The sequence below is a fragment of the Chitinophaga sp. RCC_12 genome (assembly GCF_041360695.1).
Taxonomy (GTDB): Bacteria; Bacteroidota; Bacteroidia; order Chitinophagales; family Chitinophagaceae; genus Chitinophaga.
In genome coordinates this window covers 291719-318089 of sequence record NZ_JBFUPS010000008.1, presented here as the reverse complement: position 1 = coordinate 318089, position 26371 = coordinate 291719, and the positions used below count along the sequence as shown (strand labels likewise).

General features: G+C 44.1%; 32 protein-coding genes. 13 read left to right on the top strand and 19 right to left on the bottom strand.

Features of this window, described 5'->3' with window-relative positions; translation table 11 throughout:
• Positions 1-18: 18 nt before the first annotated feature.
• From AB6805_RS23155 to AB6805_RS23125, 7 genes are all read left to right on the top strand, one after another.
• Positions 19-426: a VOC family protein gene (locus tag AB6805_RS23155; protein ID WP_370911830.1), complete on the top strand. Its 408-nt coding sequence runs from the start codon at positions 19-21 to the stop codon at positions 424-426.
• 231 nt (positions 427-657) lie between these two features.
• Positions 658-984, top strand: a complete 327-nt coding sequence (locus tag AB6805_RS23150; protein WP_370911829.1) for an ArsR/SmtB family transcription factor — start codon at positions 658-660, stop codon at positions 982-984.
• Positions 981-1322 (top strand): SRPBCC domain-containing protein, encoded by a 342-nt coding sequence (locus AB6805_RS23145; protein ID WP_370911828.1) that lies wholly within the window; start codon positions 981-983, stop codon positions 1320-1322. Before AB6805_RS23150 ends, AB6805_RS23145 begins: the two co-directional genes overlap by 4 nt.
• Positions 1323-1348: 26 nt before the next feature.
• Complete coding sequence (locus AB6805_RS23140) at positions 1349-1609, top strand: nuclear transport factor 2 family protein (protein ID WP_370911827.1); 261 nt, start codon at positions 1349-1351, stop codon at positions 1607-1609.
• A gap of 80 nt (positions 1610-1689) precedes the next feature.
• Positions 1690-2286, top strand: a complete 597-nt coding sequence (locus tag AB6805_RS23135; RefSeq protein ID WP_370911826.1) for a hypothetical protein — start codon at positions 1690-1692, stop codon at positions 2284-2286.
• Complete coding sequence (locus AB6805_RS23130) at positions 2258-2728, top strand: hypothetical protein (protein ID WP_370911825.1); 471 nt, start codon at positions 2258-2260, stop codon at positions 2726-2728. Before AB6805_RS23135 ends, AB6805_RS23130 begins: the two co-directional genes overlap by 29 nt.
• A gap of 45 nt (positions 2729-2773) precedes the next feature.
• Positions 2774-3508: an SDR family NAD(P)-dependent oxidoreductase gene (locus AB6805_RS23125; RefSeq protein ID WP_370911824.1), complete on the top strand. Its 735-nt coding sequence runs from the start codon at positions 2774-2776 to the stop codon at positions 3506-3508.
• A gap of 20 nt (positions 3509-3528) precedes the next feature.
• On the opposite strand, the gene AB6805_RS23120 is transcribed toward AB6805_RS23125, so the two are convergent.
• Positions 3529-4020, bottom strand: a complete 492-nt coding sequence (locus AB6805_RS23120) for a hypothetical protein (RefSeq protein ID WP_370911823.1) — start codon at positions 4018-4020, stop codon at positions 3529-3531.
• Between the two features lie 348 nt (positions 4021-4368).
• Between AB6805_RS23120 and AB6805_RS23115 the strand changes: the two genes are divergently transcribed.
• The gene (locus AB6805_RS23115) at positions 4369-4944 is read left to right on the top strand and encodes a cupin domain-containing protein (protein ID WP_370911822.1); all 576 of its coding nucleotides are present in this window, start codon (positions 4369-4371) and stop codon (positions 4942-4944) included.
• A 244-nt stretch (positions 4945-5188) separates the two neighbouring features.
• On the opposite strand, the gene AB6805_RS23110 is transcribed toward AB6805_RS23115, so the two are convergent.
• Complete coding sequence (locus AB6805_RS23110) at positions 5189-5449, bottom strand: hypothetical protein (protein WP_370911821.1); 261 nt, start codon at positions 5447-5449, stop codon at positions 5189-5191.
• A 78-nt stretch (positions 5450-5527) separates the two neighbouring features.
• The gene (locus AB6805_RS23105) at positions 5528-6502 is read right to left on the bottom strand and encodes a zinc-binding alcohol dehydrogenase family protein (RefSeq protein WP_370911820.1); all 975 of its coding nucleotides are present in this window, start codon (positions 6500-6502) and stop codon (positions 5528-5530) included.
• An 83-nt stretch (positions 6503-6585) separates the two neighbouring features.
• On the opposite strand from AB6805_RS23105, the gene AB6805_RS23100 reads away from it, so the two are divergent.
• Positions 6586-7533, top strand: a complete 948-nt coding sequence (locus AB6805_RS23100) for a GlxA family transcriptional regulator (protein WP_370911819.1) — start codon at positions 6586-6588, stop codon at positions 7531-7533.
• 27 nt (positions 7534-7560) lie between these two features.
• Here the strand turns inward: AB6805_RS23100 and AB6805_RS23095 are convergent, their stop codons facing one another.
• The 3 genes from AB6805_RS23095 to AB6805_RS23085 all read right to left on the bottom strand — a co-directional run bounded on the left by AB6805_RS23095 (position 7561) and on the right by AB6805_RS23085 (position 8984).
• Positions 7561-7806 (bottom strand): hypothetical protein, encoded by a 246-nt coding sequence (locus AB6805_RS23095; protein ID WP_370911818.1) that lies wholly within the window; start codon positions 7804-7806, stop codon positions 7561-7563.
• 136 nt (positions 7807-7942) lie between these two features.
• On the bottom strand, positions 7943-8398 hold the full coding sequence (locus AB6805_RS23090) for a MaoC family dehydratase (RefSeq protein ID WP_370911817.1): 456 nt from the start codon (positions 8396-8398) through the stop codon (positions 7943-7945).
• 196 nt (positions 8399-8594) lie between these two features.
• Positions 8595-8984 (bottom strand): nuclear transport factor 2 family protein, encoded by a 390-nt coding sequence (locus AB6805_RS23085; protein ID WP_370911816.1) that lies wholly within the window; start codon positions 8982-8984, stop codon positions 8595-8597.
• Between the two features lie 175 nt (positions 8985-9159).
• On the opposite strand from AB6805_RS23085, the gene AB6805_RS23080 reads away from it, so the two are divergent.
• Entirely contained in the window at positions 9160-9489 is a 330-nt protein-coding gene (locus AB6805_RS23080) for a winged helix-turn-helix transcriptional regulator (RefSeq protein ID WP_370911815.1), read from the top strand.
• A gap of 20 nt (positions 9490-9509) precedes the next feature.
• Here the strand turns inward: AB6805_RS23080 and AB6805_RS23075 are convergent, their stop codons facing one another.
• The gene (locus AB6805_RS23075; RefSeq protein ID WP_370911814.1) at positions 9510-10235 is read right to left on the bottom strand and encodes a LytR/AlgR family response regulator transcription factor; all 726 of its coding nucleotides are present in this window, start codon (positions 10233-10235) and stop codon (positions 9510-9512) included.
• Positions 10232-11311 (bottom strand): sensor histidine kinase, encoded by a 1080-nt coding sequence (locus tag AB6805_RS23070; RefSeq protein ID WP_370911813.1) that lies wholly within the window; start codon positions 11309-11311, stop codon positions 10232-10234. Before AB6805_RS23070 ends, AB6805_RS23075 begins: the two co-directional genes overlap by 4 nt.
• Before the next feature lie 240 nt (positions 11312-11551).
• Between AB6805_RS23070 and AB6805_RS23065 the strand changes: the two genes are divergently transcribed.
• Both AB6805_RS23065 and AB6805_RS23060 read left to right on the top strand, forming a co-directional pair.
• Positions 11552-12577 (top strand): hypothetical protein, encoded by a 1026-nt coding sequence (locus tag AB6805_RS23065; RefSeq protein ID WP_370911812.1) that lies wholly within the window; start codon positions 11552-11554, stop codon positions 12575-12577.
• A gap of 23 nt (positions 12578-12600) precedes the next feature.
• Positions 12601-12825: a hypothetical protein gene (locus tag AB6805_RS23060; RefSeq protein ID WP_370911811.1), complete on the top strand. Its 225-nt coding sequence runs from the start codon at positions 12601-12603 to the stop codon at positions 12823-12825.
• 71 nt (positions 12826-12896) lie between these two features.
• Here AB6805_RS23060 and AB6805_RS23055 read toward each other — a convergent pair whose 3' ends face one another.
• The 5 genes from AB6805_RS23055 to AB6805_RS23035 all read right to left on the bottom strand — a co-directional run bounded on the left by AB6805_RS23055 (position 12897) and on the right by AB6805_RS23035 (position 21067).
• Entirely contained in the window at positions 12897-14027 is a 1131-nt protein-coding gene (locus AB6805_RS23055; RefSeq protein WP_370911810.1) for a TlpA family protein disulfide reductase, read from the bottom strand.
• Between the two features lie 93 nt (positions 14028-14120).
• The gene (locus AB6805_RS23050; protein WP_370911809.1) at positions 14121-15584 is read right to left on the bottom strand and encodes a RagB/SusD family nutrient uptake outer membrane protein; all 1464 of its coding nucleotides are present in this window, start codon (positions 15582-15584) and stop codon (positions 14121-14123) included.
• Between the two features lie 21 nt (positions 15585-15605).
• Complete coding sequence (locus tag AB6805_RS23045; RefSeq protein WP_370911808.1) at positions 15606-19145, bottom strand: SusC/RagA family TonB-linked outer membrane protein; 3540 nt, start codon at positions 19143-19145, stop codon at positions 15606-15608.
• A 116-nt stretch (positions 19146-19261) separates the two neighbouring features.
• Positions 19262-20392 carry a FecR family protein gene (locus AB6805_RS23040; protein ID WP_370911807.1) on the bottom strand — a complete coding sequence of 377 codons (1131 nt, stop codon included), beginning with the start codon at positions 20390-20392 and terminating at the stop codon, positions 19262-19264.
• 63 nt (positions 20393-20455) lie between these two features.
• A complete protein-coding gene (locus AB6805_RS23035; RefSeq protein WP_370911806.1) occupies positions 20456-21067 on the bottom strand; it encodes an RNA polymerase sigma factor in 612 nt (203 codons plus the stop codon).
• Between the two features lie 141 nt (positions 21068-21208).
• On the opposite strand from AB6805_RS23035, the gene AB6805_RS23030 reads away from it, so the two are divergent.
• The gene (locus AB6805_RS23030; RefSeq protein WP_370911805.1) at positions 21209-22138 is read left to right on the top strand and encodes a phosphatase PAP2 family protein; all 930 of its coding nucleotides are present in this window, start codon (positions 21209-21211) and stop codon (positions 22136-22138) included.
• Positions 22139-22176: 38 nt separating this feature from the next.
• On the opposite strand, the gene sigZ is transcribed toward AB6805_RS23030, so the two are convergent.
• The 6 genes from sigZ to AB6805_RS23000 all read right to left on the bottom strand — a co-directional run bounded on the left by sigZ (position 22177) and on the right by AB6805_RS23000 (position 26200).
• Positions 22177-22761, bottom strand: coding sequence for an RNA polymerase sigma factor SigZ (sigZ, locus tag AB6805_RS23025; RefSeq protein WP_370911804.1), 585 nt, complete (start codon positions 22759-22761; stop codon positions 22177-22179).
• An 11-nt stretch (positions 22762-22772) separates the two neighbouring features.
• A complete protein-coding gene (locus tag AB6805_RS23020; RefSeq protein ID WP_370911803.1) occupies positions 22773-23546 on the bottom strand; it encodes a metallophosphoesterase in 774 nt (257 codons plus the stop codon).
• A 49-nt stretch (positions 23547-23595) separates the two neighbouring features.
• Positions 23596-24123 carry a DUF6428 family protein gene (locus AB6805_RS23015; protein ID WP_370911802.1) on the bottom strand — a complete coding sequence of 176 codons (528 nt, stop codon included), beginning with the start codon at positions 24121-24123 and terminating at the stop codon, positions 23596-23598.
• Positions 24124-24149: 26 nt separating this feature from the next.
• Positions 24150-25238, bottom strand: a complete 1089-nt coding sequence (gene arsB, locus AB6805_RS23010; RefSeq protein WP_370911801.1) for an ACR3 family arsenite efflux transporter — start codon at positions 25236-25238, stop codon at positions 24150-24152.
• Positions 25239-25259: 21 nt separating this feature from the next.
• Complete coding sequence (locus AB6805_RS23005) at positions 25260-25748, bottom strand: N-acetyltransferase family protein (protein ID WP_370911800.1); 489 nt, start codon at positions 25746-25748, stop codon at positions 25260-25262.
• A 122-nt stretch (positions 25749-25870) separates the two neighbouring features.
• Positions 25871-26200, bottom strand: a complete 330-nt coding sequence (locus AB6805_RS23000; RefSeq protein WP_370911799.1) for an ArsR/SmtB family transcription factor — start codon at positions 26198-26200, stop codon at positions 25871-25873.
• Positions 26201-26371 lie beyond the last annotated feature (171 nt).

Genomic DNA, 26371 nt, shown 5'->3' with positions numbered 1-26371 from the left:
CAATAATAAAATTAAAAAATGAAACAGGTATTTATCAATCTTGCAGTAAAAGACATTCAAAAATCACTGGACTTTTACACTCAAATTGGGTTTGCAATCAACCCGCAGTTTTCTGACGACCAGGCGAAATGTATGGTTTGGAGCGATACAATTTTCGTTATGATTATGAGCCACGAAAGGTTCCAGACATTTACGAAAAAACCAATAGCTGATACAAAAAGTAATATTGCAGGCCTGTTTGCCTTATCTGTTGAAAGTATTGATAAAATGAATGAAGTTGTGGCGCATGGATTAAAAGCAGGAGGAACAGAGCCAACGCCTATGATGGATTACGGGTTTATGCAACAGCGGCGAATAGAGGACCTTGATGGACACACCTGGGAAATATTTTTCATGGATACCACCAAAATGCCCAACCAGGATTAACCAGTTAAGCATAAGGATGACAGAAACAGAGCACAACATCTTGCTAAGACCTGGAAAAAATCACGACCACATAAAAGCATACGCGATATAGGCGATGCCATAAACTTACCCTAAAACAAGGCGCTCACTAAAAAAGGGGCGCCTTGTTTTTACCCGATAAAATCAATATTCTAAAAAACATTTGGGCAAGTAAATACTTGCGCTTATATTTGCAAGCAGATACTTGCATTTATGAAAATCAGGAGAGATGTTTATCAGGCCATCGCCGATCCTACCAGGAGGGAAATCATTAACCTCATTGCAGCACAGTCGTACAACGTAAACACCATCGCAGAAAAGTTTGATATGACCAGGCAGGCCATATCCCTGCACGTGAAAATACTGGAAGAATGCGGCCTGCTGGTTATCAAACAAAGCGGAAGGGAAAGATTCTGCGAGGTACAACTGGATCAACTTGATGAGGTAGTAACCTGGATAGATCAATCCAGGAAATTATGGACCAGGAGGTTTGAAAAATTGGATAAATACTTACAACAACAAAAATCCAAAGGTAAATGAAGACTAATAAAGAAGATCTTTTTATTACGCATCTGTTTAATGCGCCGCGTGAACTTGTTTTTGAGGCATGGACAGATCCCAGGCATCTGCAACACTGGTATGCACCGGATGGATGCACTATAGTATTTAAATCAATAGATGTTAAAGTTGGTGGTACATTTCATTCTGTTATTCACGATCCTGTGCATGGAGAATGCTGGATCACAGGCGTATACCAGGAAATAGCTTTTCCGGAGAAACTCGTTTTCACAATGGAGCTGAGTAATGAGCAAGGCACCCCACTCAACGCAACCGAAGCTGGAAAGTCAAAGGACTGGCCAGCGGTAACCATTACCTAGCCTGCTTAACCGACGATATAACCTGGGTGCTTCCGGGTGTTTATCTGCATAAAGGGAAAGCTGATTTTGATAAGGAAATTGAAAACGAAGGGTTTACAGGCAAGCCCGCTATTAAAGTATCCAGGATGACAGAAGAGGAAAATGTAGTCATCGCAGAAGGCACCGTTCAAGCCAAAACGAAAAATGGAATTATTGTCAACCTTGTATTCTGTGATGTTTTTGAGATGGAAAATGGGTTGATAAAAAAGCTGACGAGTTACCTGATGACTATACCCGATAAAAAATAATTTCGGGACCCGGGCCCGGTTTCCCTGGCACGCGATTTCCGAATACACAGGATAATAGAAAATTTTAGTTCCATAATAATATGATGCAATTAGTTCGCCAGATAACCCAGGTAACTGAACCCCTTATTACAGCAGCAGGCATTGTCTATAAAAACAGCGATAATGCCATTATCCGGATAGACAACCATCTTTCGGTTATCGAAAGTGCATTAGATACAACGCCTTTTGTGCTTACCGCAATGATGAACCGGGAAGTGGTCATCCGGACAAGGGATAAGATCATCGCCTGGGATACAGATAGTAACGTTAGAAAGGAATATCCATTCAATTATACAGGCAGCGTGCAGATCAAGCTGCTGTATGATGATAACATGATCATCCGCAATAAAACGGCTGACGGCTGGAAGCTGAGCAAATATAATTTCCGGGATTCCAACCTTATCTGGGATGCTGATGGCGCCTATACCCACCTTTTTACCGGCAACGGCGATCAGTTGGTGGTTACGCATACTGAGAAAAAGCAGGTGCTCTCCTGTTTGAGCGAAACAAACGGTCACCTGCTGTGGGAAGTAAACATAAATGAACTGGGACTGCCTGCAGGTAGCTATGAGATCATCGGGCGACCGCAGTTGGAAGGAGGACAAATATATGCAGGGTGTTACCAACGGGCACACTGACTACCTACTCTGCCTCGACGGTAACGGCCAGTTATGCTGGCAGGTGAAGGGCGCAGGTATGAGATTCCAGGCCACGGATCAGACCGTACTATGTTTTGTGAATATGGAAATATGGAAGATTAATGCCGCAGATGGCGCCCGCCTTTACGACGTGGACCTGTCAGCGCATATTAAATCAGCAGGTATCGATCCTTATTCCAACGTAATATTCAGAGATGATAAAATGTACCTGGCAGGTATCCTGGATACGATTATCAGTGAATGGAACATACAAACCGGCGACCTCTTATGGCATTACCGGATACACGATGCCAATAAAACTGGCCGCAGGGGTATTGTGATTCCCGCAGCCGAAGATGTATTTCATGTATTTGACAACCGCATATTTGTGCTGGATTCAGAACAGACCTTACATGTATTTGAAAAGGATAAACGTTTGTAACGTCCCGACAGGAACGTTAATTTACATAAATATTAAACCAAACATATGGGACGGATATTTATCACCGGGTCTGCCGACGGACTAGGGTTATTGGCAGCAAAATCACTAATAGAAAAAGGACATCAGGTAGTTGCACATGCGCGGGATGAAAATAGAAAACTTGACATCACCGGCAAGCTGAAAGGTGCTGACGGTATTGTGACCGGCAATCTTTCTGATATTGAAGAAACAAAGGAACTGGCACAACAGTTAAATTCCCTGGGAAAGTTTGATGCAGTAATCCATAATGCCGGAGTATATAATGCTGCCCCGGAGCAGATATTTAAAGTGAATACCCTGGCTCCCTATATTCTGACCAGTTTGATGCAACGACCCAAACGATTAATCTATTTATGCTCGGATATGCACACTCATGCTGATGCAAGTATTGGTTTTTCCAGAAACGGATTTGATCATGTCACTTATTCTGACTCCAAGTTTTATGTTTTATTGCTTTCACTTGCTGTATCAAGAAAATGGAAAGATGTTTATTCCAATACCGTTGATCCGGGTTGGGTGCCAACAAAAATGGGTGGCAGGTCGGCACCCGGAGATCTGGCAAAAGGATACGAAACCCAGGTTTGGCTGGCTGCAAGCAATGATGAAAAGGCGAAAGTAACCGGCCGTTATTTCTATCATCAAAAAGAAAGAAGTTACAAAAAGGAAGCTAACAACTTTTCATTGCAGGATCAGTTTTTAGACGCATGTAATGAAATTAGTGGGATTCCTTTTCCTGCTTAACAGTTTCCGCCCCCCACTTCTCATGGTTGGATGTGACAATCTGCACAAACTTTCTGGTAATCACTGTAGTCCACACCTGACGCACTCCTTGCTGCAACACCACCAGGAATGATGACATAACGGAACCGAAAAACGTTCAGTTCAATATTGCTGATAATATTAAGACCGCCTACATAGAACTGAGGATACATCTTTATGTCGCCGGCGTTGGAGGCATAAGGTACAAGTAATACCGTAGAGCCAAAATCAACGTATACCAATATAATCCCATTATCAAGAATCGCCTTTGTTATGGCGGGTATAGGCCATTGCGCAACCTTCCCGGTAAAAGACCTCCAGGTAGAATAGATCACATTAGCCGTGCCGGTGGCGCCCCGGCTTCCGGTATCTCCTTTATCTCCTTTTGTTCCCTGTGTTCCCTGTGCCCCCTGCGGGCCTTCAGGACCGGTTTTTGAACAGGCAAGGCACGACATAATCAGCAAGCCTGCCACTAATAGCAATTTTGTTTTCATGATTATCTGTTTAAAGGTTTAAAGCATGTTCGTTGCAATCTTTGTCACGTTAAAGAACTGCTTAAAAAAGAATATGAAAAAGGACTGTTGAGCGGTTGGCAGGATTGACTGAGCGGTTTGTGATAAACGGTCATTGACCTGGGCGGGAAGCAACCACCGGCTCATTCATTTCCGCGAATGGCTAACCGGCACTTTTCAGTGAATGCATTAATTGTAATTTCTACCATAATATTATTCACAGGTAAAATATTGCTGTATAATCCCCAAAAACAATTAAGCTCCATTATACTTATCAGTACAACGCTTGCAATCCTAAAATAAATCCTGTTATTATTAAATAAAACGCACATGAACAGAGATCAATTTTTAAAAAAATGCTTAGCAGTAGGGGCTTTTGTTTATGCTCCATTTAACCTGATTGCTCAATCAGTAAAGAAAAGAATTGAAAAAGGTTTTTCAGTTAAGGCTGGCATGGACCGCTTCAATAAAAGTATCAATCTCTTGGAGGGGGACACATTTTATACAAAAGTTTCTTCAAAAGATACTGACGGAGATATTTATGTGTTTGAATCAATACGCATGAAAGAAGGGGGACCCTCTCTCCATTTCCATTTCGATCAGGATGAATGGTGGTATGTTTTAAAGGGCGAATTCCTTATAAAAGTCGGAGATGTTACCTACGAGGCAAAACCCGGCGACAGCGTCTTTGGGCCCAGAAAAGTGCCCCATAGCTTTTCAAAGATTGGTGAAGGTGAAGCGAGGTTATTGATGTTTTTTCAACCGGCGGGGAAAATGGAAGAATTCTTTATTAAACTCAGTGAAGGATCCGCCAAGAACATGAGTGAAGAGGAACTGGACAGGTTTCGGGAAGAGCATGGTTTCAAGCGGGTGGGGCCACCTATAAAATATTTAAAAAAGCTGTAAGATTACCAGGCAAACAGAGCGAAAGTGCTCCTTGCCATAACCGGCCATAATATATAAGTAATGATCCCGGATAGCCATGCGGTAAAATCTGATGGCTGAAAGCCCTTCCTGGTTAGTTCGCCGGTAATACCGGCGTCTTTAAGTATTTCCGCTTTTGCTGTTAAATTAGCAACCGGAATATAAATAGTGTTACCGTCGATCAGCGCCTTGTATCACGGATACTATTATACTGCAAGTATATAAACTAAGAGAATTGACGGATGATTAATTCCTCCATCATCTTTAGCTCCTCCTGCCCTATCTTGTCGACGGCTTTTATTTCCGTCCCGTAGTCTATATCAAAATAGATATTAAACCTTTTCCCCTTAAACTTACATAGAAGAACATTTGCTTCTGTGATCATGACTTCTTCCACAATTTCTACTTCATGCACCGGATCAATATGCTTTAACGCCTGTAGCACTTCATGGTAACTCAATTCCCCCAATTTTATTTTCATAGCCATGCATAGATAATTTTAGTGAACTGTGTTATGAGTACTCAAATTTAACAATTATACAGGCACTGCTACCCTGTTATTCAACTACATGATAAAAATATGCTTCCCTCTTTCCGGGAAGTGTATACTCTCCTCGATGGCTGTTTTAAAATCCTCCAGCGCATGTCTCCCGGAAACATTTGACGCAAAACCGGCGGAAATTTCTGCAATTTCCTTCAGCATGGTAACATCTTCAGGAAGTGGTGGCGTGAAAAAGTACCGGTATACATGCGGCTGAATCTGGAGACCACTTAATAGAATGTCGAAATTATGAAGTGTATATTTTTCTGCACTCAAGCCGCCGTTGATGATTAGCTTACCGCCAAAGTCAATGCACCTGATCAATTCCCCGGTAACCGGGCCACCCACATTATCAATAATACCATTTACGCCTTTATTTCCGGTAATCTCCATGATGCGTTGTACGGTGTTTCCCTGCTCCGCAGAAAGGTCTATTACTACGGTGGCCCCCAGTGACTCCAGTATATGTACCTTCTTTATACGGCGTACAATGGAAATGACACGTATTCCCTGTAGTTTCGCCAGTTGAGTCACCAATATTGATATCGCAGAGTTGCCGGCAGTCAACACCAACCATTGACCCGGCTGAACGCCCGACTGCTTCAGCAGGTCACATGCAGTAACCAGGTTTACAAACTGGCTGCTCAGTTCAGCAGGATAACCGGCTGGTAAGGGAATCAGCCATTCCGCCGGAACAGCTACATATTCTGCCCAGGAGTTATAATAGCTGAATGCCACGTGCGCGCCCGGTTGAAACGCTACCTCTTTTCCTGCTTTTTCTATAATACCGGCGCCGTGATTACCAGCAATCTGCTGAGGGAACACTGGTTTTTTGGGTTCCGGGTAGAGGTTCTGAATAAATAGAAAATCACCCGGGTTAATAGAGGCTGCGGTTGTCCTGATCAATACTTCGTTATCATTTATAGCGGGTACTGGTACTTCAGATAATTGGAGCACTTCTTCCGGCGCGCCGATGCGATTAAATGTTATTGCTTTCATTGTTTTGTTTGAATAGCAATATTACCAGACGTTTCTTATCTTCGATATGTCTTATCTGACAATTACCATGCAAAAATAGCCATATGCATTTCGTCATCTATTTGCCTTCCGGTTTTTATGCAGCGATTGCCTCCAGTGTGGTAGAAATATTGCAGGCAATAAATGTGTTGAGTGACTCGGACATTTTTACTTTTGAGTTTGTGTCTAAACATACACACGCGGTTTCTCGTTCTGCTATTTCTTTTAATGCGGCAACAAAACCTGCTAAAAAGGCCGACGTGTTGATCCTGTTGGCCGGAGCGGGAGCACAGGCTATTCCCGAACACAACTTATTGGCAGTGGAAGCAAAAAGGGCAGCACCATTTATTAAGGCAGCACAACGGCACGGCGCCATTATTGCGGCCACCTGCGGGGCTTCCTATCTCCTGGCCGCCAATGGTTTGCTGGATGGAAAGCGGGCCACCATCTCATGGTGGCTGAAAGGAGATGTACAGGAGCGGTTTCCCGCAGTGCGCTGGGAGCCTTCCCGGATTGTAGTGAAACAGGGGAATATTTATACTTCGGGCGGAGGCTTTGCCGGGCTGGATTTGATCAGTAACCTGCTAACAGACCTCGGTTTCGCAAAGGAGCTGAAACGTGTGAGGAAAATAATGCTGCTCCCTCCTGCGCGCGAATTTCAAAGTCCTTATGAGATTCCGGTTACAGAGATGATTGGCAGCTTTGAAAAACAGCTCAACAAACTGCTAAAAGACAACATGGAAGTCATAAGCCTGGATTTTCTATCCCGGGAGATGGGGATGTCTTCCCGGACATTATCACGCAGGTTCCGGGAAGAATTGAATACCAGTCCGGGCAAATGGATACAGGAAAAACGTATGGAAATAGCAAAAAAATTATTGGGAGAAACTAAGCTGAGTATCTCCGAAATTTGTTACCGGGTAGGATATGAAGATCTGGCTTCCTTCTCACGCCTGTTTTCTAATACCACCGGTATGCCGCCGGGGGAATTCCGCAGGGAAACAGGGAGATGATTACCAACATTTTTACACGGAAACGGATTATTCTGCCTTATTCCCCTTTCTATCAAAAAAATCGCTTTTTTCACCAATGGCTGTTTTTAGACAGTTCATAATTTCCTCGTGAAAATCGGTACCCGCTGCGTTAAGGGGATCAATAGCTTTTACCAGTAGAGTGCGCAGTTCAAAAAGCTGTTCCCGGTTATACTTCTTTGAAGCCTTTACCAGTTCCAGCTTCATCAGCTCTTCCTGCTGACAGGTGCTTGATGACACCTTCAGTTTTGCCAAGAACAAGGCAGATCTCCTTTACCTGAAAATCGTAAATGTCCTTTAAGATCAGCGCCACCTGTTTTTCTATGGGCAAGGTTTTTGAAGTACAGGTAAAACACTAGTCTATGTGTTCTCTCTTTTCATAAAACAACCATTAAAAATGGTATAAAAACACCACATCACCCGTATAAGCCGGCTTCGCCTTGCCTTTAATGCTAAGCGTAGCGCCAATTACTACTTTGGTAACTCCTCTTAAATCGACGATGGAATTGAGTTTCGCTTTCAATTGTACTTCATCGTTTACAAACACTGCCTGACCAAACTTAAACCGCTCTATGCCGTAGTTAATTTCCATTTTAACATTCCGGATGTCTGCTATTTGCTTCCATAAATAAGGAATCAGCGCCAGTGTCAGATAACCATGGGCAATAGTCGTTTTGAATGGCCCTTCATTTTTCGCTCTTTCCTCATTGCAATGGATCCATTGATGATCCAGTGTTGCATCCGCAAATTTGTTGATCTGTTCCTGGTCTATTTTATGCCACTCAGAGCTACCTATTTCTTTACCCTCATACGCTTGATATTCTGCGAAACTGTTTACAATTACCATAATTCTTTCTTTTATTATTATTTATAGATACAAGCGCGCCCAGGCAATAAGGTCGCCAGGATAAACGGATTTCCAACTTACTTCTATTTCTTCAAGTATCCAAAACATCGTTCCATTTAATTTGTTAAAAGGAGCATCCGAAAAACAAAAAGTCCGCTGTGACAGCGGACTTTCGGTCAAAACGGGCTCAATATACTCAGTCCTGCCAGAACATATCTTCCTGCTGCTGGTCGTCTGAAAATAGCCAGACCTGCGTAATTTTCCCTTCTTTAACTTCAAATAAATCGACCCCATTCATGTCTATGCTTTTGCTTCCTTTCGTGGCGGTGAATCGAACCGGGCAAGCTACCAGATTGTCGCTTTCCATTAATGCGCCATTCGGTTTAACAACCAGACTTCCCGCTACATTCTCCATCATGGCTCCAAGCATATTGCCTATTTCTTCCAGGCCTTTTTTAACACCCGAAAATTTGTGGTTTCCTGGTTGATGCCACCTGGCATCCGGCGTAAAAACCGAGAAGGCTTTAGGAACGTCTCCTGTTTCAAGCGCTTTAAGGTAGTATTCAATTACTTCTTTTGATGTCATTTCTTACCGGTTTTAAAAGTGTATAATTTCTATCTATCCCAGGAGTATTTGCCGGATGCTTAAAATCCGGCATTTTTATCGCAGGCATTGCGTAAAGGTATGTATTGCTTACCTTTAGGAAAATACCTACCAACTGGTAGGGTACTTACTTTCTGGTAAGAAATATTGAAAATCAATGGAAGAAAAATCAAAAATTAATCCCAGCGACGAAAACTGCCCGGTGAGAAGGACCTTAGGATTGCTGGGGGGTAAATGGACACTATTAATAGTGTATCAGATCAATGACAGGGTAATAAGATATGGAGAATTAAAAAGAATGATTCCCGGCATCAGCGAAAAAATGCTGATCCAGGAATTAAATGCTTTGGTTAAAAACAAACTGGTGTCCAAAACGGCTTATCCTGAAATTCCGCCAAGGGTTGAATACAGTTTAACTAAGACAGGCTTAAAGGCATTGCCCATCGTTGATAAGCTGGCATCCTACGGCCTGGAAAACCTGGTATAATACTCACCCACCGTCCCCGTTTACTCTTCCGGGTTAAGCGAGCCGCCTGAAAAGACAGCAAAGAAATCTCTTTTATACACCTCTCCTAATGGGATCTCTACATCTCCGAGAAATATACTACGGTGATCAAATGAATCTATATACTTTGAATTCACTACATAGGATTTGCTAACCCGCAGGAATAGATGCTGTGGGAGTTTCTGGTGGATGGTTTTTAAATTCATGGCAGTAATCATTTTCTGGTTACCGACATACATGACTACATAGTCCTTTAGCCCCTCTATGAACCTGATATCCGCAAAGTTAATCCTATGAAATTTCCGTTCTGATTTAATCAGTAAGAAGTCAACGGTGTTAGATTCAATAGTATTTTTCTCGGTATCATCTGACAGCAGCTTCCGGTATATCTCCGCTTTATGAATCGCCTTCGCCAGCCTTGATTTTTCAATAGGTTTAAGCAGGTAATCGATAGCATCCAGCTCGTAACTCTTTAAAGCGTATTGTGAATAAGCCGTGGTGAAAATAGTAAGCGTTTGCCTGGGCAGTTGTGCAGCAAACTGTAATCCCGTTACCATCGGCATTTGAATATCGAGAAAAATAAGATCTACTTTATTTTCTTTTAAGAAGTCCAGTGCGGTGGGAGCATTGGAGAATTTCCCCAATATCTCCAGCTGGGATACTTCTTTGATCATTGACTGCATTTGTTCTCTCGCCAATGGCTCATCATCTACAATAATACAGTTCATAACGGTATTGTTAGTTTTACATTATATTCATTCCCGGAAGAAGTGATCTCAAGAGTATAATTAGCCCCGTATAAAAGTTCAAGCCGCCTCTTGATATTCGCTAACCCCAACCCGCTGTTCTTTTCATCAGAAGGTATATATCCCGGGTCCGTGGAATTAATACAACTGAAATAAAGTCTATTCGCGTCAACAGCTATGCTGACCCTGATGTAAGACGCGGCCTCACTTATGCTCACACTATGCTTCACCGCATTTTCAACAAAGGTAGTGAAAAGGTTAGGCGGCAGAAAGATATGATTGAGGACCGTGGCTGCTGCCAGGCTTTCTACATTAACAGTTAGATTATCTCTCCTGAGTTTTTCCAGGTCAAGGAAATTGGACAGAAAATTTATCTCAGACCTGAGTAATGTTTTCATCTCGTTGTTCTCATAGAGCTGGTAACGAAGAAATTCGGATAATTTCATGATAACCATGTCTGCTTTGTCCGGATCGCTGTGCAGCAGCGCTCTGATCCCATTGAGCATATTAAAGAGGAAATGCGGATTGATCTGGTTCCGCAATTCGTTCAGTTCCATTGTCAGGGTGATGCTTTTTAGCTCAGTAATTCTTTCATTATCCCGCATCCATCGCTGGAAGAGCTTTATCATGGTGGTGACCAGGATGATAGGGACCAATATAACGGTTCCTTCATAAAACCCCATTTTCCTGTCGGGCATAACCAGGTGCGGCGGCAGTCGCCCGGATGTGGAGAATGCACTCAATAGATTAGCCATCAGTACTACAAACACCGATACCAGCAAAAAAAGCACTACCACGTATCTTACGTACCGTCCTTTAAAGAAAATCCTGGGCACCAGCACATTCATGTTGACATAACACATCGCCATTATAGATCCGTACACACATAGCAGCCGGTAATACCTGTAGGGTCCGGAATATTCCAATATCTCGTCAGTGCAGAAAATTACAGGCAGGAATCCAACCAATAGTATAGCATGACGCCAAATCCTGTACCGGTCGTCAATGATCAGTTGTATAAGCTTCTTATCCTTTGACTCCCGGAGATCGTTCTTCATAATATAACAGGATGTCTGACATCTCACACAAATATAGAACGATATATCCGACGGCTACCAGAAATTATACAAACACCCGCTATTCTTCTACCAAATTCCGGCCGGAAAGGATTTGATATAAAATGTAACCGGCTTGGTAGAAAACCGGAAAACTACGATGGTTTAAATCCTTTCTTTGTTCCGCTTCAGCAACGATAAAAATTTTTCCTGGTCTGTAACTAAAAGTATAAAATAAAGAAGATGGATATTTCAAAAAATGCCGCGTCATTAGTAGCCGGTTTGCTGACTTTATCGGTAACCGGTTTTTCGCAGACGCGCGACAGTATTCCCGGCGCTGTAAAAGATAGCGTGGATGTGCGCCAACGGGTAGTTGCCTATGCCGCCGATAAATTCGCCATTACGCGCCCCTTCAATATAGAGTTTTCCCATGCCGCTCCTTACAACTTTTCTTCGGAGAGAAACGGGAAGTCGTTGCCTGGTAATAAGGTCAACAGTTTTTCGCAGATAAAAGTGAGTACAAATATCAATTTTATAAAAAGAAAGACATGGTTCCTGGGCGCTACTATCGGATATGCGTATACGAATACAGATGCCGGTTTAACAACATCTGTTGGAGGACCAGTCACCACTGTTGAGGGGGATTTCCATTATCTTTTTTCATCTGTCAACTTTACTTACTTTTCTACCTTGTTCAATAAACGAACCATCTATACGTCCAGTATCCTGGTAGATGGCAGTGACAAGCATTTTGAAAGGATTAGAGGGATCGCGACAGGAACAATGGTCCTGAAAGCCAATCAACGTACAAAAATGACGGCCGGTATCCTCCTCAGTATTGATCCGAGCGCACAAACGCCGGTCATACCAATTTTCTCCTATGAGCATAAATTCAATAACGGACTGGTTGCAGATGTTGTTCTCCCAAAAAGTGCTTACCTGCGAAAGCATGTATTCACTAATGGCCGTGTGTCGCTGGGAGCAGAGATGGACAGGACCTCCTTTTACCTGTACAATATAGATGGCACTTCCCAAAAGTACGAATACAGGCAGTTAGATATCAACTCTGGCCTGACCTATGAACATCTTATCGCAAAGTATTTTGTGGTTGCCGCAAAAACAGGCGTAAGAATAACTCCATCCGGCAGGATATTCAGAAAGGAGGATTCATTCGGATCACCAGTATTCCAGACCAGTCCCGATCCAGGTTTCTATTTTAATGTAGGGGTATCGTTCAACCCTTTTTCGCTGATAGGAAAGAAAAAGTAATGTACAGTAATCACCTTATGACGATGGTAAATGTTTTCAAAACAGATGTTCAATCCGCCGTTGCAGCCGGAAATGTAATAAGTGATCTCTTGCAGATATATCCATACCTGAAGGTAACTTTTGACCTGGAAGATGAAGACAAAATGATGAGGGTGGAAGGATTTTTCTTTACCGCAGATGATGTTATTATCTGTCTTAAAGAAAATGGTTATCGTGGTATTTATCTGCCAATAGATTTTGATCAGTAGGCATTTTCCGTTGTATATAAAAACTACTTAGGTCTGCAGAGGAAGACCTAAGTAGTTGATGTCCGGTTATTTTACTTCAGCTCCTTTTTATATCCGGCCAATTTCTTCTCAGATTCCTTAATGGTGTCTTCCATGATGAAACCCGCGAATTTACCTTCCTTCAGGAACTGCCTTGCGGTTGCAATGGCTTTCTCCTGGTAGTCTACCGCGTTTTTGTAATCGCCCATGTTGGCATAAGCGCCGGCCATATCTTCATAAACCATAGAGGCGGGCATCTGCGGTACTTTCAGCTGTTCATTCAGCAACTCCAACGCATATTCATAAGTTGACTTCTTCCATCCCTTCTTTCTTGCAATTACCGCAGCGGCAGAGCCTACATATCCTGGTTTGGTGGCCTGCCATGGTCTTACAAAAGCCATTGCCGAATCTTCATTCACGTGTTCCAGTAAGGTCTGGAACTTAAAGAAACCGAATGTTCCGGCAAAGGGAGGCATGGTAGCAATACCGGAATCCAGCAGCTGCAAGGCATGGTTGTATTGGTTATCCTTAATGGCTTTGTCGTACTCCTTCATCAGGCCCTGAAAGGGAGCCGCTGCGGCGTCTGACTGTTCATTTCTTTCCTGTAACTTCTTCCTGGTGGCAGTTACATCGTAATTTCCAGACATTACCACCTTTACTACAGAATCCAGTTCAATCGGATGTCCTATCCACAGGATAATGCCGTCTTTCACCATAAATGTGCAGGGAATGCCACCTTGACCGGCAGCCTTCATCCATTCATTTCCCATGAACTGGTCTTTGCTGTCAGTGATAACATTGAAGTCCATTTTGTCGCCTATGCCTTTAACAAATTTGCTCACTTTGGGCAGGGAAGATTCATAAGGTTTGTCACCTGTTTTTTCCCAGATATTCACCGCTACTACGGTCACTTCATTTTTGTGATCCCTGGCAAATTCAGAAAGATGTGGCATAGATGCAATGCAGGGGCCACACCAGGTTGCCCAGAACTCAAAAAGATAAAGATGGCCCTTCTTATACTCCTTAACAGGTGTGCCTTTCAGCCATTTTCCGTAACGAAGCTCCGGTGCTTTGTCGCCCACAAATAATTTAGCTTTTTCCTGTCCCAATGAAACAACCGTGAAACAAAGGATAGAAAGAAGCGTCAGACACACAGTCTTCGAAATCTTCAGATTGTAACTCATTTTTTGTTAGTTTTTGAAATTTGAAATGCAAAATAGTATCCTTTAGAAGCCTGAAGGCTTCTATGACAAAAGATGATCGTAAATAAAGTCCCCTTAAAAGTTTGGTACAGTCAGCACCACTTTTGGATCGTCAGGCTGAATGATCAATTCTTTCCCGTTGTTATCGGCGGCCTTACGGATCATGGGTAAGCCATTGCGGAAATAATCATACCCGGCATGTCCCTCAAACGCAAGCTCCATACGTCTTTCTTTGAGGATAGCAGCAAGCAGGTCCTGGTCGGCGATGCTGTTGATGTCCGATTCGGGCAGTCCTGCGCGGGTGTGAATGGTGCGGAGATCGGCCCTGGCCATTGCGTAATTCTTCATTTTAGCATACGCTTCGGCCCTGTTCAGGTACAATTCGCCGGTACGCAAAAAGATGTTGGGAGCGCGGGTAAGCAATTGATAAAGTAACACCAGTAATTTGGTCGTTTCTGTTAGTCCTGTTCCGGTATTGACCTTGAAAAAATTACTGCGGATATCCTGGGCGGTAAATAATTGCCTAAGATCCGAAGACGGGATAAAAAGCGCACCCATACCATAAGTCGGATCATAATTGTAGTAAATACCAATGCGCGTATTGCCGGTCATGTTATCAAATGCAAAGATGATCTCTTTATTGGCGGCGAACTTAGCCCGGCCAATAGATCCGTCCTGGTCATCGGCAAACAGGTTCTTATAATCGTTGCCCTGCAGCAATGCCAATTTCCCACCATTTTGAGTTAACGTACTGTCGGCATAGGTTACGGCCGCCTGGTTATAAGTAGCATCCGGACTGGCCATACTGCCCCCCATATACAAATACACCCTTGATAACAATCCCCATGCAGCCTCTTTGCTGGCAAAGCTGTTTGTTTTTACCACGGGGGTTTTCATCAATTGTGCGGCTGTCTTCAATTCTTCTGTGATAAAATCATATACTTCCTTAACGGTAGATGGTGCAGGTATCTCCTTTACATCACTTGTCTTTTTTAATGCAACACCTGTATTGTCTGCCGCATTCTGGTAATATGGTTTTCCATATAACCTGATGAGGTTAAAATAAGCAAGCGCCCGCAAAAAATGATTTTCTCCCTTTGCATACAATATACTATTCCGGTCGGCCTCAGGGAGGGACGCGAGCGTTGTTTTTTCCAATTTATCGATTCCTTCCAATGTGGTATTGATGCTTACAATCAGCTGATAAGAACCGCGGTAAAAATCGCTGCTGAAACCCAGTGTGGGGCTGTTACTGTTTTGAAAAAAGAAACCGTCGCTTATTTTGTCTGCAGGTCCGAAGGTCCGCAGGGTGATGTTGTTGCCACGGCTTTCGGAAAGGTTTAGCAATGGCTCATCGTAAGACGGAGTGGAATTTTCGCGTAACAAGGAGTAGTTCCCTACGGTAGATTCTACAATCCCCGCGGCTGACGATAGCTCTCCGTCCTTATCCACTTTAATCAGCGGGCTGATTTCATCGATCCTTTTATCGCAGGCCATGGCGAAAAGGGAGATTAAAAATATAATAGCGTAATTTTTCATTTTAATACTTTTAGCTTTCAATTAAAATGTAACCTGTAATCCAAATACATATCGTTTGGGGATGCTTAACGGGCCGGCCGAATTTCCAAAGTCCTGTGCCTCGCCCACGGAAGGGCCTTCGGGACCGGAGCTTACGATATATTTATTGTAGAGGGTATACAGGTTGTCGGCACTTATATACACGGTAAAGTTGGATAACTTCAGGCGGTTGGTCAGCGAAGGTGGCAGATCGTAATTTAACCGCACGTTGCGCAGAGAGGCGTTACTGGCATCACGCATATACCTGCTGGATCCAAAATAGTCAGTATTGGCCTGGTAATAAAGTGCCGGCTCGGTTGCATTGGTTTGCCCGGGCGTTGTCCAGGGTACCTGGCTTTTGGTGTAGGCAAGCTGATTCAGCCGGCCAACACGCGATACCTGTGAAGAGGCGGCATAATTATCTATGATCGTATACTTTAGTGCAAAAGTGATTAATACGCTCAGCGAAAATTGCTTGTAGGTAAAGTTGTTGGTAAGTCCGCCGTAGAACCGTGGCTGGAAAGAACCGATGGTTTGAAACTGCCTGCTGTCTGAAGCGGCGTCTACTTCTGCGATTGTATTTACATATTCCACGCCCACTTTATTACCCTTCGCATCAAAAATCGCTTTCTCAAACCGGGGCTTTCCTGTTTGTGGATCTACGCCCGCATACTTCACTGCTTTTAATGCGTTAATATCATCTCCTTTAAAAAGATAATAACTGTTTTGCGGATAATATCCCTGCCTTAACGAGTCATTGGCCACGTTAACGATCTGGTTCCTGTTAAAACTGATATTGAAGGAAGTGCTCCAGGAGAAATTGGGTTTGTGTATATTCTGAGCATTCAGTACCAGTTCTACCCCTTTGTTTTCCACGGTGGCCGCATTCTGCCATTGTGTTGGAAAACCTGCCAAAGCCGGCAATAACACCTTCTGTAGCAGGTCTTCAGAGCGGCGTTTGTAAACGTCCACGGTGGCTGTTAAACGTTTAGAGATCTCCATGTCAATACCTGCGCTCCATGATTTGGTTACTTCCCATCTGAGTTCAGGGTTACCTAATACCGAAATCGTGGCGCCTCCGGCACCGCTATACGTATACCTTGGATCGTACAATGTTCTTGTGAGGAAGTTATCGCCAAGTTGAGAGCCACTGGTTCCATAGTTGGCCCGGAGTTTTAAATAACTGATCCATTTTACATTTTTGAGGAACGCTTCATCGCTGGCCACCCAGGCGCCGCCGCCGGAGTAGAAGGTACCATAGCGGTTATCACTGCCAAAGCTACTGGATGCGTCCCTGCGTACAGAAGCGCTTAAGCTGTAACGGTTTTTATAGGTATATCCTGCTTCCCCAAATAAGGAATAAATGGCCTTAACATCTTTTCCACCCTCAATATTACCTGCCTTGGTAGTAGGGATGCCATAGAGCGATAAATCGGCCGGACCGCCCATTTCCCTGGCCAGGGAAATAACCGGATAACCGGCGCGCACATGGTTTACATTTACCAGCATATCTTCCACGGTAGTTTGTCCGAATTCCATACCGGCCAGCGCACGAAACATATGTTCGTTCACTTTTTTATTAAAGGCTAACTGGTTAGAGGTAAGGTAGGACATAAGATTGGCGGTGCTGGTACCCAAAAAGCCCTGCGGGGCAAAAAAGGAACTGCCTCCGTCATAAGTTCTCACATCGGTATACCGGGTATTTTTGCTGTAGTTAAGATTACCCGAGTTAGTACTGGAAATGCTCAGCCAATCGGTAATTTTATAGTCCAGCTTAACAGACCCGAAAAACAATTGCGACTGCCGTTTTGAAAAATTATACTGTCTGTTGAACAGCGGATTATCAACCACCTGCTGCGTTCCACCCATTTTAAAATTAAGTGCCTGGGTAACCGATCCGTTTACGTCATAAGGGTTTGCCCAGGGAGCAAGGCTTTGAAGGTTGCCAATGGTGGCCCCCTGATCCTGACGACCGTCATTCATAATGCCATTAATAGCAACAGTGGCGGTGAGCCTGTCTGTTAAACGGCTTTCGAGGTTCAAACGGAATGTTTTCCGGATTAAACCATTAAGCACACCGGTGGCTTGCTCATTATAATAAGAGCCGCCCATATAATATTTAGTGCGGTCGTTTCCGCCACTGGCGGAGAGGTTTACTTCCGTAGTGTTGGTGGTGATGAAAGCATATTTACTCCAGTCGTAGGAATTATTCACCTGTTCCTGTGTGGGCAGGCGATACTCCAGGTATTTGTCCAAAGTAGGGAACATCGGAGATAGGCTGGCATTATTCAGCGAATAATCTTCGGTATAGAAGCGTTTTTGCAGGTCATAAAGTTCAGGACCGTTCAGAAACCTCATGCGCCCGCGGTTAGGTTGATTGATGCCATATTTTACCTCGGCATTAATCCGGGGTTTTGCGTTGGTGCCCCTTTTGGTAGTGACTACCAGTACGCCTGCAGCAGCCCTGGATCCATAGATCGCAGTAGCTGCGGCATCTTTCAGTATGGTGATATCCTGGATTTCCTGTGGGGTGACGAGCTCTTTCAGGTTCTGATTCGGCATAATTACGCCATCCATTACGATGAGTGGGCCATAGTTAAGCGCGGGCACCACAAACTCATTCACCTGGTCTACGCCAACACCTGCCACACTGCTCTGGCCTCTCACAAATATCTGCCCGCCGCTGCTGGTGGGGTCGGCGGCATCCTGTTCAGAAATATACAATCCTGCGGCTCTTCCTTTCAGTAATGACGCCGGGTCGGAGGAAGTGATCCCTCTCCGGATTTCATCTCCTGATATTTTCTGTACAGCGCCGGTCAGCTCTCCGGGCTTCCTGACGGAATAGCCGGTAGATATAACCACTTCCTTTTGTTCGATCGCTTCCTGCTGAAGTGTGAAGGCGAGTTCTAATGGTTTATCTGTTACAACCAGTTTTCTACTGGTAGTGGAATACCCGATACTGGATATTTCCAGCACATAAGTACCCGGTGGTACTTCCGGCAATATAAATATGCCAACATCGTTGGTAGTGGTGCCTATCCTGGATGGTTTCAGTCTTACCGACACGCCCGGCAGAAATTTACCGTCTCCATCTGCAATGATTCCTTTTATTACCACCTGGCCACTATTCATCATACTCTCCTGCAACGGCAGATCAGCGCGGTTAGTAGCGGGTTCTTTAGCGGAAAGGGTGATGGTGGTGTTCCGCAAACTGTATTTTAAAGGTTGGCCCCGGAAAAGCTGATCGAGAAATTGCACCAATGGTAAATCTTTTGCCGTAATGGTCACCGGTTTTGCAACAGACAACAATTTTTCATCAAAGAAGAAAACATAGCCTGTTTGCTTTTCCGTGAGTGCCAGTACTTTTGACAGCTCCTCTCCTTTCACCGACATAGATACTTTGGCCTGCGCCATCACATTTGCGCTGACATGAAGTGTGGCAAAAAACATTAAAATGAACGCAATTCTCTTAAGCGGCAATGTTTGATAGAGATAAAGGGACCCTGAACCGCGGGCCCGCACGCTTTTCACATTTTTTTGCATAATTTTGGTTGGTTTGGTAAAAAACAAGATCTATCCGGACTTGACTATTGCCAAATTACAGCCGGAATGTTGACGCATTCCGGCTTTTGGCTTTTTACATGGTTGATTTTTGATGGCTAATTATATACAACGATTGTTTTCCCTTCCATTCTGAATTTGATATTTACATCCTGAAGTACTTCCAGTACCTGTGCCAGGTTGAGATCACGTTTGATTTTTCCTCTGAAGGTCCGCGATGGAACCTGTCCCTCATAACGCACATCCACATCGTACCAGCGGCTCAGTTCATTCATTACCGACTGGAGATTAGCGCGGTCGAAATTAAAGAGCCCGAACCTCCAGGCCATTACCTGGTCGATATTGGCATCATTTGCGACAGTGATCGCTCCCGGGCTGGCCGTGGCTTGCTGCCCTGGTTTGAGCAATACCGACTGATTGGCAGGAATCAACATGGACACCGATCCCTCCAGCAGAGTGGTTTTTATGATGCGTTCATCCGGATAACCATTTACATTAAAGTGCGTACCCAGTACATTTATTTCTGCCTTACCATTTACACTTACTTTAAAGGGCTTTTCTTCATTCTTTGCCACTTCAAAATAAACCTCCCCGGTCATTTCCACCCGGCGATCCTGCCCCGAGAAAACAGTGGGATAGCGGATAGAGCTGGCTGCGTTTAACCAAACCAACGTTCCATCCGGAAGGGTTATTTTAAATTGCCCGCCACGGGGTGTGCGCAATGTATTATATGTTACCGCATCTTTATTGGTGGAAGGCGCATATACGAGCTGTCCGCCCTGTTGTTGTACCAAAGCGCCGCCCTGCTGCAACGTACGGTGCCCTGTGCTATCCAGCTGCACCACAGCGCCATCGTCAAGGGTAAGCGTAGCGCGCTCGTAACCATGTGTTACCTTTTGCGCGTCTGCCACTGTACTTTGCCGTTGATGCGTCAACTGAAAATAGCCGCCAACACTTACCAACAGCAGGATTGCCGCTGCTGCCGCCCAGTACCAGCGTTGCATTACAGGTTTGATCCGTACCGGTTTTTCAAGAATAGCCGCTAATACATGAGCGCCACCGGGCGCCTGCACCGCAGTGTCCTGCATCGCTTCAAAGCGCCGGCGCATCACTGATTCCAGCAACACATCATCCGACTTCCTCACCAGCTCCATTAACTCCTGGTGTTCCTCGTCAGTGGCCGTGCCTTCGAAATAACGCTTAAACAATTCGGTTAGCTGTTCATTCATATGAAATAAATTAACCCGTACCTATAAATGACACCTGGCTTTTCAAAAAGTATACGGTGAATCCTATTTTTTTTCAAAAAAAAGAGAAAGTAAAAGTGTCAGGGCCAGTCCCAGGGAAGAATGATCTTTTACGTATTGCGTGATCAGGCCGATCGCCTGCTGCATATATTTTTTTACGGTTGGCAATGCAATACCCAGCGCCGTGGCTATTTCCGCCTGCTTCATTTTGTTGACCCGGTTCATGATCCATACCTGACGGCAGTGTTCCGGTAGTTGTTTAATCGCCTGGTCGATGAGGGAAAGATGCCACTCCCTGGTTTCCTCTGTTTCCACAACAGGAACCTGCCTGGCAAAATCATCTAACAACGCGCTGCGGCGTGCCAGATTGCGCATCGCATTGAGGGCATGGTGACGGCTCATTACCCAGAGATAAGGGCTGAATCGTTCTACAAACTGCAAGGTTTCACGCCCCTGCCAGATCTTCATGAAAATATCCTGTAAAATGCTTTCGGTTTCGGGGGTAGATTGGATAATCCGGTTGACGTATGTAAAAAGCAATGGATAATACTGGTCGAATATGGCAGCAAATGCCTGCTCGTCGCCTTCTGCTATTCTCGACAATAATTCTTTTTCGTTATATGTTTGATTGGCTGACACCCCGTAAATGAAACACAATCTAGGAAAATTTCCGAAAAACAGCCAATATACATTGGCCGGTAAATAATGGCCGGCTTGTTTTCCCTGTTGCTGCGTCCTTTTTCAATTTCCTGCGTCTTACTGCTGTACATTATTCTTCAACACAAAAATTACCTGTTAATGGAAAAGAAAAAAGGTCTGGTGCTATGTTTTAAGAATTTGCCGCTTGTTGTAGTCGCAAGTACAATGATCAATGCACCACTATACGCGCAATCTGTACATCCTTTAGAACCAATATCAAATCATTACAAATCGTTGGCGGCCATGAATCCGGCTACCGACCCTGCAAATGCAAGGCTGGATACCATTACCTTCCCATGGAGCGAATATAGTAAAGGAGCGCTCGCCAATTCACTCATGCGGACATACTACCTTAGCAAAGAAGATGAAGAAAAGCTATCTGACCTTGTTAAATACCCGGCCAATAGTTCCTCGCAGACCAGGGCTGAATTAGATTATATGCTACAGTTGCAGGCAAAAAGAACGCGGGAAGAAATCCGCAGGGCAGAATATATAGCTAACATCGGGTCGTGGCCAAACATAATAAATCCGCTGGATAGCGACTATGCCGACAACCGAAAACAACTGTTTTATATTGCCGGTCCGGTTGGTGATTGGTTCAATGATCAGAATTTTCCCGCCATCACACAGCTGATGTTACACTGTATCCAGGATATCAGAGTAACTGAATTCAGGTTAAAAAGATATTTTAAACGCCCACGCCCCTATCACCTGGAGCTCCGGCTACACCCACTGGCACGGATTAGTTCCCCATCTTTTCCCAGCGGACATACCCTATGGTCTTTTACAGAGGCGTTAATATTCAGTGAAATAATACCGGAGAAAAGAGCGCAATTTATAAAGATGGCGGAGGATGTACGTTGGTCAAGGGAACTAATGGGAATCCACTACCCCAGCGACAATGAAGCATCGCGGAATTTAGCCTGGTACCTGCTTACCAGTTGGTATAAATCTCCCGCATTTATAGCAGATATGGAAATGGCCAAAATAGAATGGGCCAGGAAAAAGGGAATGTATGATACTAAGTAATTACTAAAAAAGCTACAGCTCCTTCACGGACCTGTAGCTTAACACTTAATGACGGTATCGCTGGTACAATAATTTTTACCCGGCGGTGAGTTCTTACAACAGGCAAGGATATTTCCATATTTATCAAACTCATATTCACAGCAACGTATAATTTCTTCTTTCAGTTTTTCCCTGGCTCTTTGTACCCTCGACTTCGCTCCTGATAAAGAAATGCCCATCTTCCCGGCAAACTGTTGCTGCGTCAATCCTTCGAGTTCTGTAAATACAAGCGCCTCCCGGTAGATTTGTGGTAACGATTCAATCATTGGTCGGAGGCAATCCGCAAGGCGGTACTCATGCTCTGCAGCAAAAATTTCATGATCCTCCGCCATTGCAGGTGCTGCATCAATGGCTATATTTTCTCGGGTGCGGCGATAGTAGTCTGCTACGGCATTATTGGCTACCCGGTACAAATATGCCCGGATGTGCTGCGCCTTTTCTATCTTTCCAATATTTATAAATATTTTAAGATAAACATCCTGGAGAATATCGTTACAATAATCGCCTTGATTCACCTTCTGGCAGATGAATCTTTTCAATTCCGTACTAAATTTTTCCCAGATCGAAATATGTATAGATTGCATAAACAGCAAGCTTAAATACCAGTTCTCAAGCTTTCGGCGTAGGCATCAGGCAGGGGGCTATCTTCTACCGCTTTGGCGGCCTTCTCCACATTATATTCAAAGCGGATAAATTCTACCTGGATACTGCCTTTATCATGAATACTACTATGGTCATTGATATGCAGCATCACATAGCCTCCGCGGGGGTCGCCGTCTTTAGGCTTCCCTACGGATCCAATGTTAATGGCGTGCCTGTAGTGTGGATTCCCCTCCGCTTCAGCCGACAAGATTCTGTGATAGGGCTTGTGTGTATGGCCAAAGCACATAATGTCGGCATCTGCATCAGCCATAATTCTCAGCATGCTTTTTTCCTCCCGGTCTTCAAATAAATATTCATTGATCTTACGTGGACTGCCATGTACAAGGAGCAGGTTCAGCTTATCATTATTTAATTGAAATTCCACTTTGATGTGGGCTGGCAATGTACGAAGGTATGTACGTTCGTCTTCGTTTACAATCTGGTTGGTGTAAGAGATTGAAACACTGCCGTTGGCCTTCTCGATATCTGTTTTGTAAGCACAGCCACAGTCATTGCTTGTTCTGCCAATACCGAAATCGTAATTGCCGGCAATGGCAGGAATACGACGTTTCCTGATTTCATTGATTACCTCGTTGGGCCATATATTATATCCTACAAAATCGCCCAGGCAATAAATGGCATCAGGTTTTCTTTCATCAACATCTTTAAAGAATGCTTCCAGAGCCGGTAAATTTGCATGAATATCGCTGAACAAAGCTATTTTCATAAATAGAATAATTGAAGATTGGATTAGGTGTTCTTAGAAATATTAACGATCAGCAGCAGCCGCCTCCTGGTGTGCAACATTGGGCAGCTTCCATACCGGCCGGAACTGCCAGTGTTTCCGTTTTTGGCTTGCCACAGGTCATACCACGATCCGTGGCTTTACATTGGGTAGCATCCGGCTGCAGGTTTACTACCAGGTTATTTCCATCCAACAGGAATTCCTTTGGATACATCTGCCGGGTATCAAATTCAGCGTTGCCAAATTCAATTTTCACGGTGGCTTTGGGATTTAAGTCGATGCTACGTTCCACCAGGTCCACTATTTTCAATGCCTTGTTTACTGCCATAGCACGATCTGTCTGCACTTCTTCCGGTTCCCATAACTGTACAATGATTTCTGTCCAGGCATTCACTTTTCCGCCGCAGTCTACGGAAGTTATAGGAGCCTGTTTGATTTCTGTGATATGATAAGAAGGTGCTACCAGTTTGTCCTCAGCATATTGAAATTGGAGGATTTGTTCCGGATGTTTTTGCAACTGGTCTTTAAAACTCTGCCAGTTCATTTTTGAATTACTCATCTTATTAAAAATTTAAAAGTTTTTAATTATGCTTTAACAGCGGTTACCGGCGCTTCCACGATTTTGCTGTACCAGCGTTTACGAAGCCAGAAGGCGACGTTTACCAGTGCAATCAATGCAGGTACTTCTACCAGCGGTCCGATTACGCCTACAAATGCCTGACCGGAATTGATGCCAAATACACCAATAGCCACCGCTATGGCCAATTCGAAGTTGTTGCCAGCTGCGGTAAAAGCGATGGAAGCATTTTTGGAATAATCTGCTCCTGCAGCTTTACCTAAAGCGAAACTAACGAGGAACATGATGGCGAAATAAATTACCATTGGTATAGCGATTCTTACTACATCCATAGGAATTTGTACGATCAGCTCGCCTTTCAGGCTGAACATAACGATAATGGTAAACAGCAATGCTATTAATGTAATGGGAGATATAAACGGTATAAACTTTTCCTGGAACCATTCTTCTCCTTTCCATGCGATCAGGGAGTATCTGCTGATGATGCCCGCTGCGAATGGAATGCCCAGGTAGATACCCACGCTTTTCGCGATTTCACTGATAGAAACCTCCACCGTGATCCCCTTCATTCCAAAAACAGTCGGAAGCCAGGTGATAAATACATAAGCATACACGCTGTAAAGCAATACCTGGAAGATACTGTTGAGTGCTACCAGTCCGGCAGCATACTCGCGGCTTCCGTCTGCCAGCTCGTTCCAGACAATTACCATTGCGATGCACCTGGCAAGGCCAATAAGAATTAAGCCGGTCATGTATTCAGGATATCCATGTAAAAAAAGCACTGCCAGGCCAAACATCAGGATGGGGCCAATGATCCAGTTAAGCAGTAAGGATAACGACAGCACTTTGGTATTGCGGAACACTTCGCCCATCTTGTCATACTTTACTTTTGCGAGTGGAGGGTACATCATTAATATTAACCCGATTGCCAGGGGAATATTGGTTGTTCCAGAGGAAAAGGAGTTGATGAACCCTGAAGATGAGGGAAAAAAATACCCGATACCTATTCCAATAGCCATCGCCAGGAAGATCCATAATGTCAGGTAGCGATCTAAAAAGCCCAGTTTCTTACGTTGAGCAGGATTACAATTTTGCATAGTATTTTTATCAGGATATTATTAGACGCCAACTTTTTTGCTTCTTCGTTCCAGTAAAAGCGTGTCCCGCCAGGTATCGCCCATTTTGCCGATGCGTTCCCGCCGCCCTACTATACGGAATCCGCAGGCTTCATGTATCTTAATGCTGCCGGTGTTTTCAGGGAAGATGCCTGCCTGTAAGGTCCAGAGATTATTTTCTTCGCTTTGCTCGATTAATGTTTGCAGCAATGCTTTTCCTATTCCTTTGCCTTGTGCGTCCGGCGCTACATACACACTTACTTCTGCAACGCCTGCGTAAACGCATCTGCCGGAAACCGGTGTTAATGCCGCCCAACCAAGAACCCTGTCGTCCTCCGCCGCTACCAGGCGGCAACTTTTTAAATGCGACTGGTCCCATTCTTCCCAGGTGGGTGCTGTCGTTTGAAAGGTAGCGTTGCCGGTGGAAATACCGGCTTCATAAATAGCCAGTACCTGCGGACCATGCGTTGATGTCATTGGAAGGATAGTCATGAAAAGATGCTTTTTCAGTATTGAGTATGACTTCGTGATTATTTAAAACGCATCGCAATAAGGTGCTTACAATAAAAGTCATTGTATAATTGCAATATTGCGATATATATAAGCAAATTTTTTTAACAGCAGGATTTAATCTCCGCGGCCTCTTTGAAGAATGCTCCAATAATGCTGTGGTATTGGTTCCAGACTTTTGGATTTATACAATAGCAAACACTGGCCCCTTCAATAGTTCCCTGAATAAGACCAGCTGTTTTTAACTCCTTGAGATGTTGCGAAGTGGTTGCCTGTGCGAGGCCAAGCTCATCTACGAGATCGCCGCACACGCAAGCGTTCTTTTTAACGAGATACTGCAAAATAGCTATCCGGGCCGGGTGTGCCAGCGCTTTAGCCATATTGGCGATGTCATTTTGTTCTTTAGTGAATAAATCCGATTTGGTAGCTCCCATAAATGTTATCTCTTTAACACATCGCAATATTACGATTAGTTTTGAAACCTGCAAAAAAAGATTGCTTTTTTAATAGAAAAAAATCACACGATGATATCCAGGCAGTTTTGAAGAAGGAAATCTTCCAGAAGACATTTATGCTCCGGATTGTTTGCCGGCCCTGCAAGCATC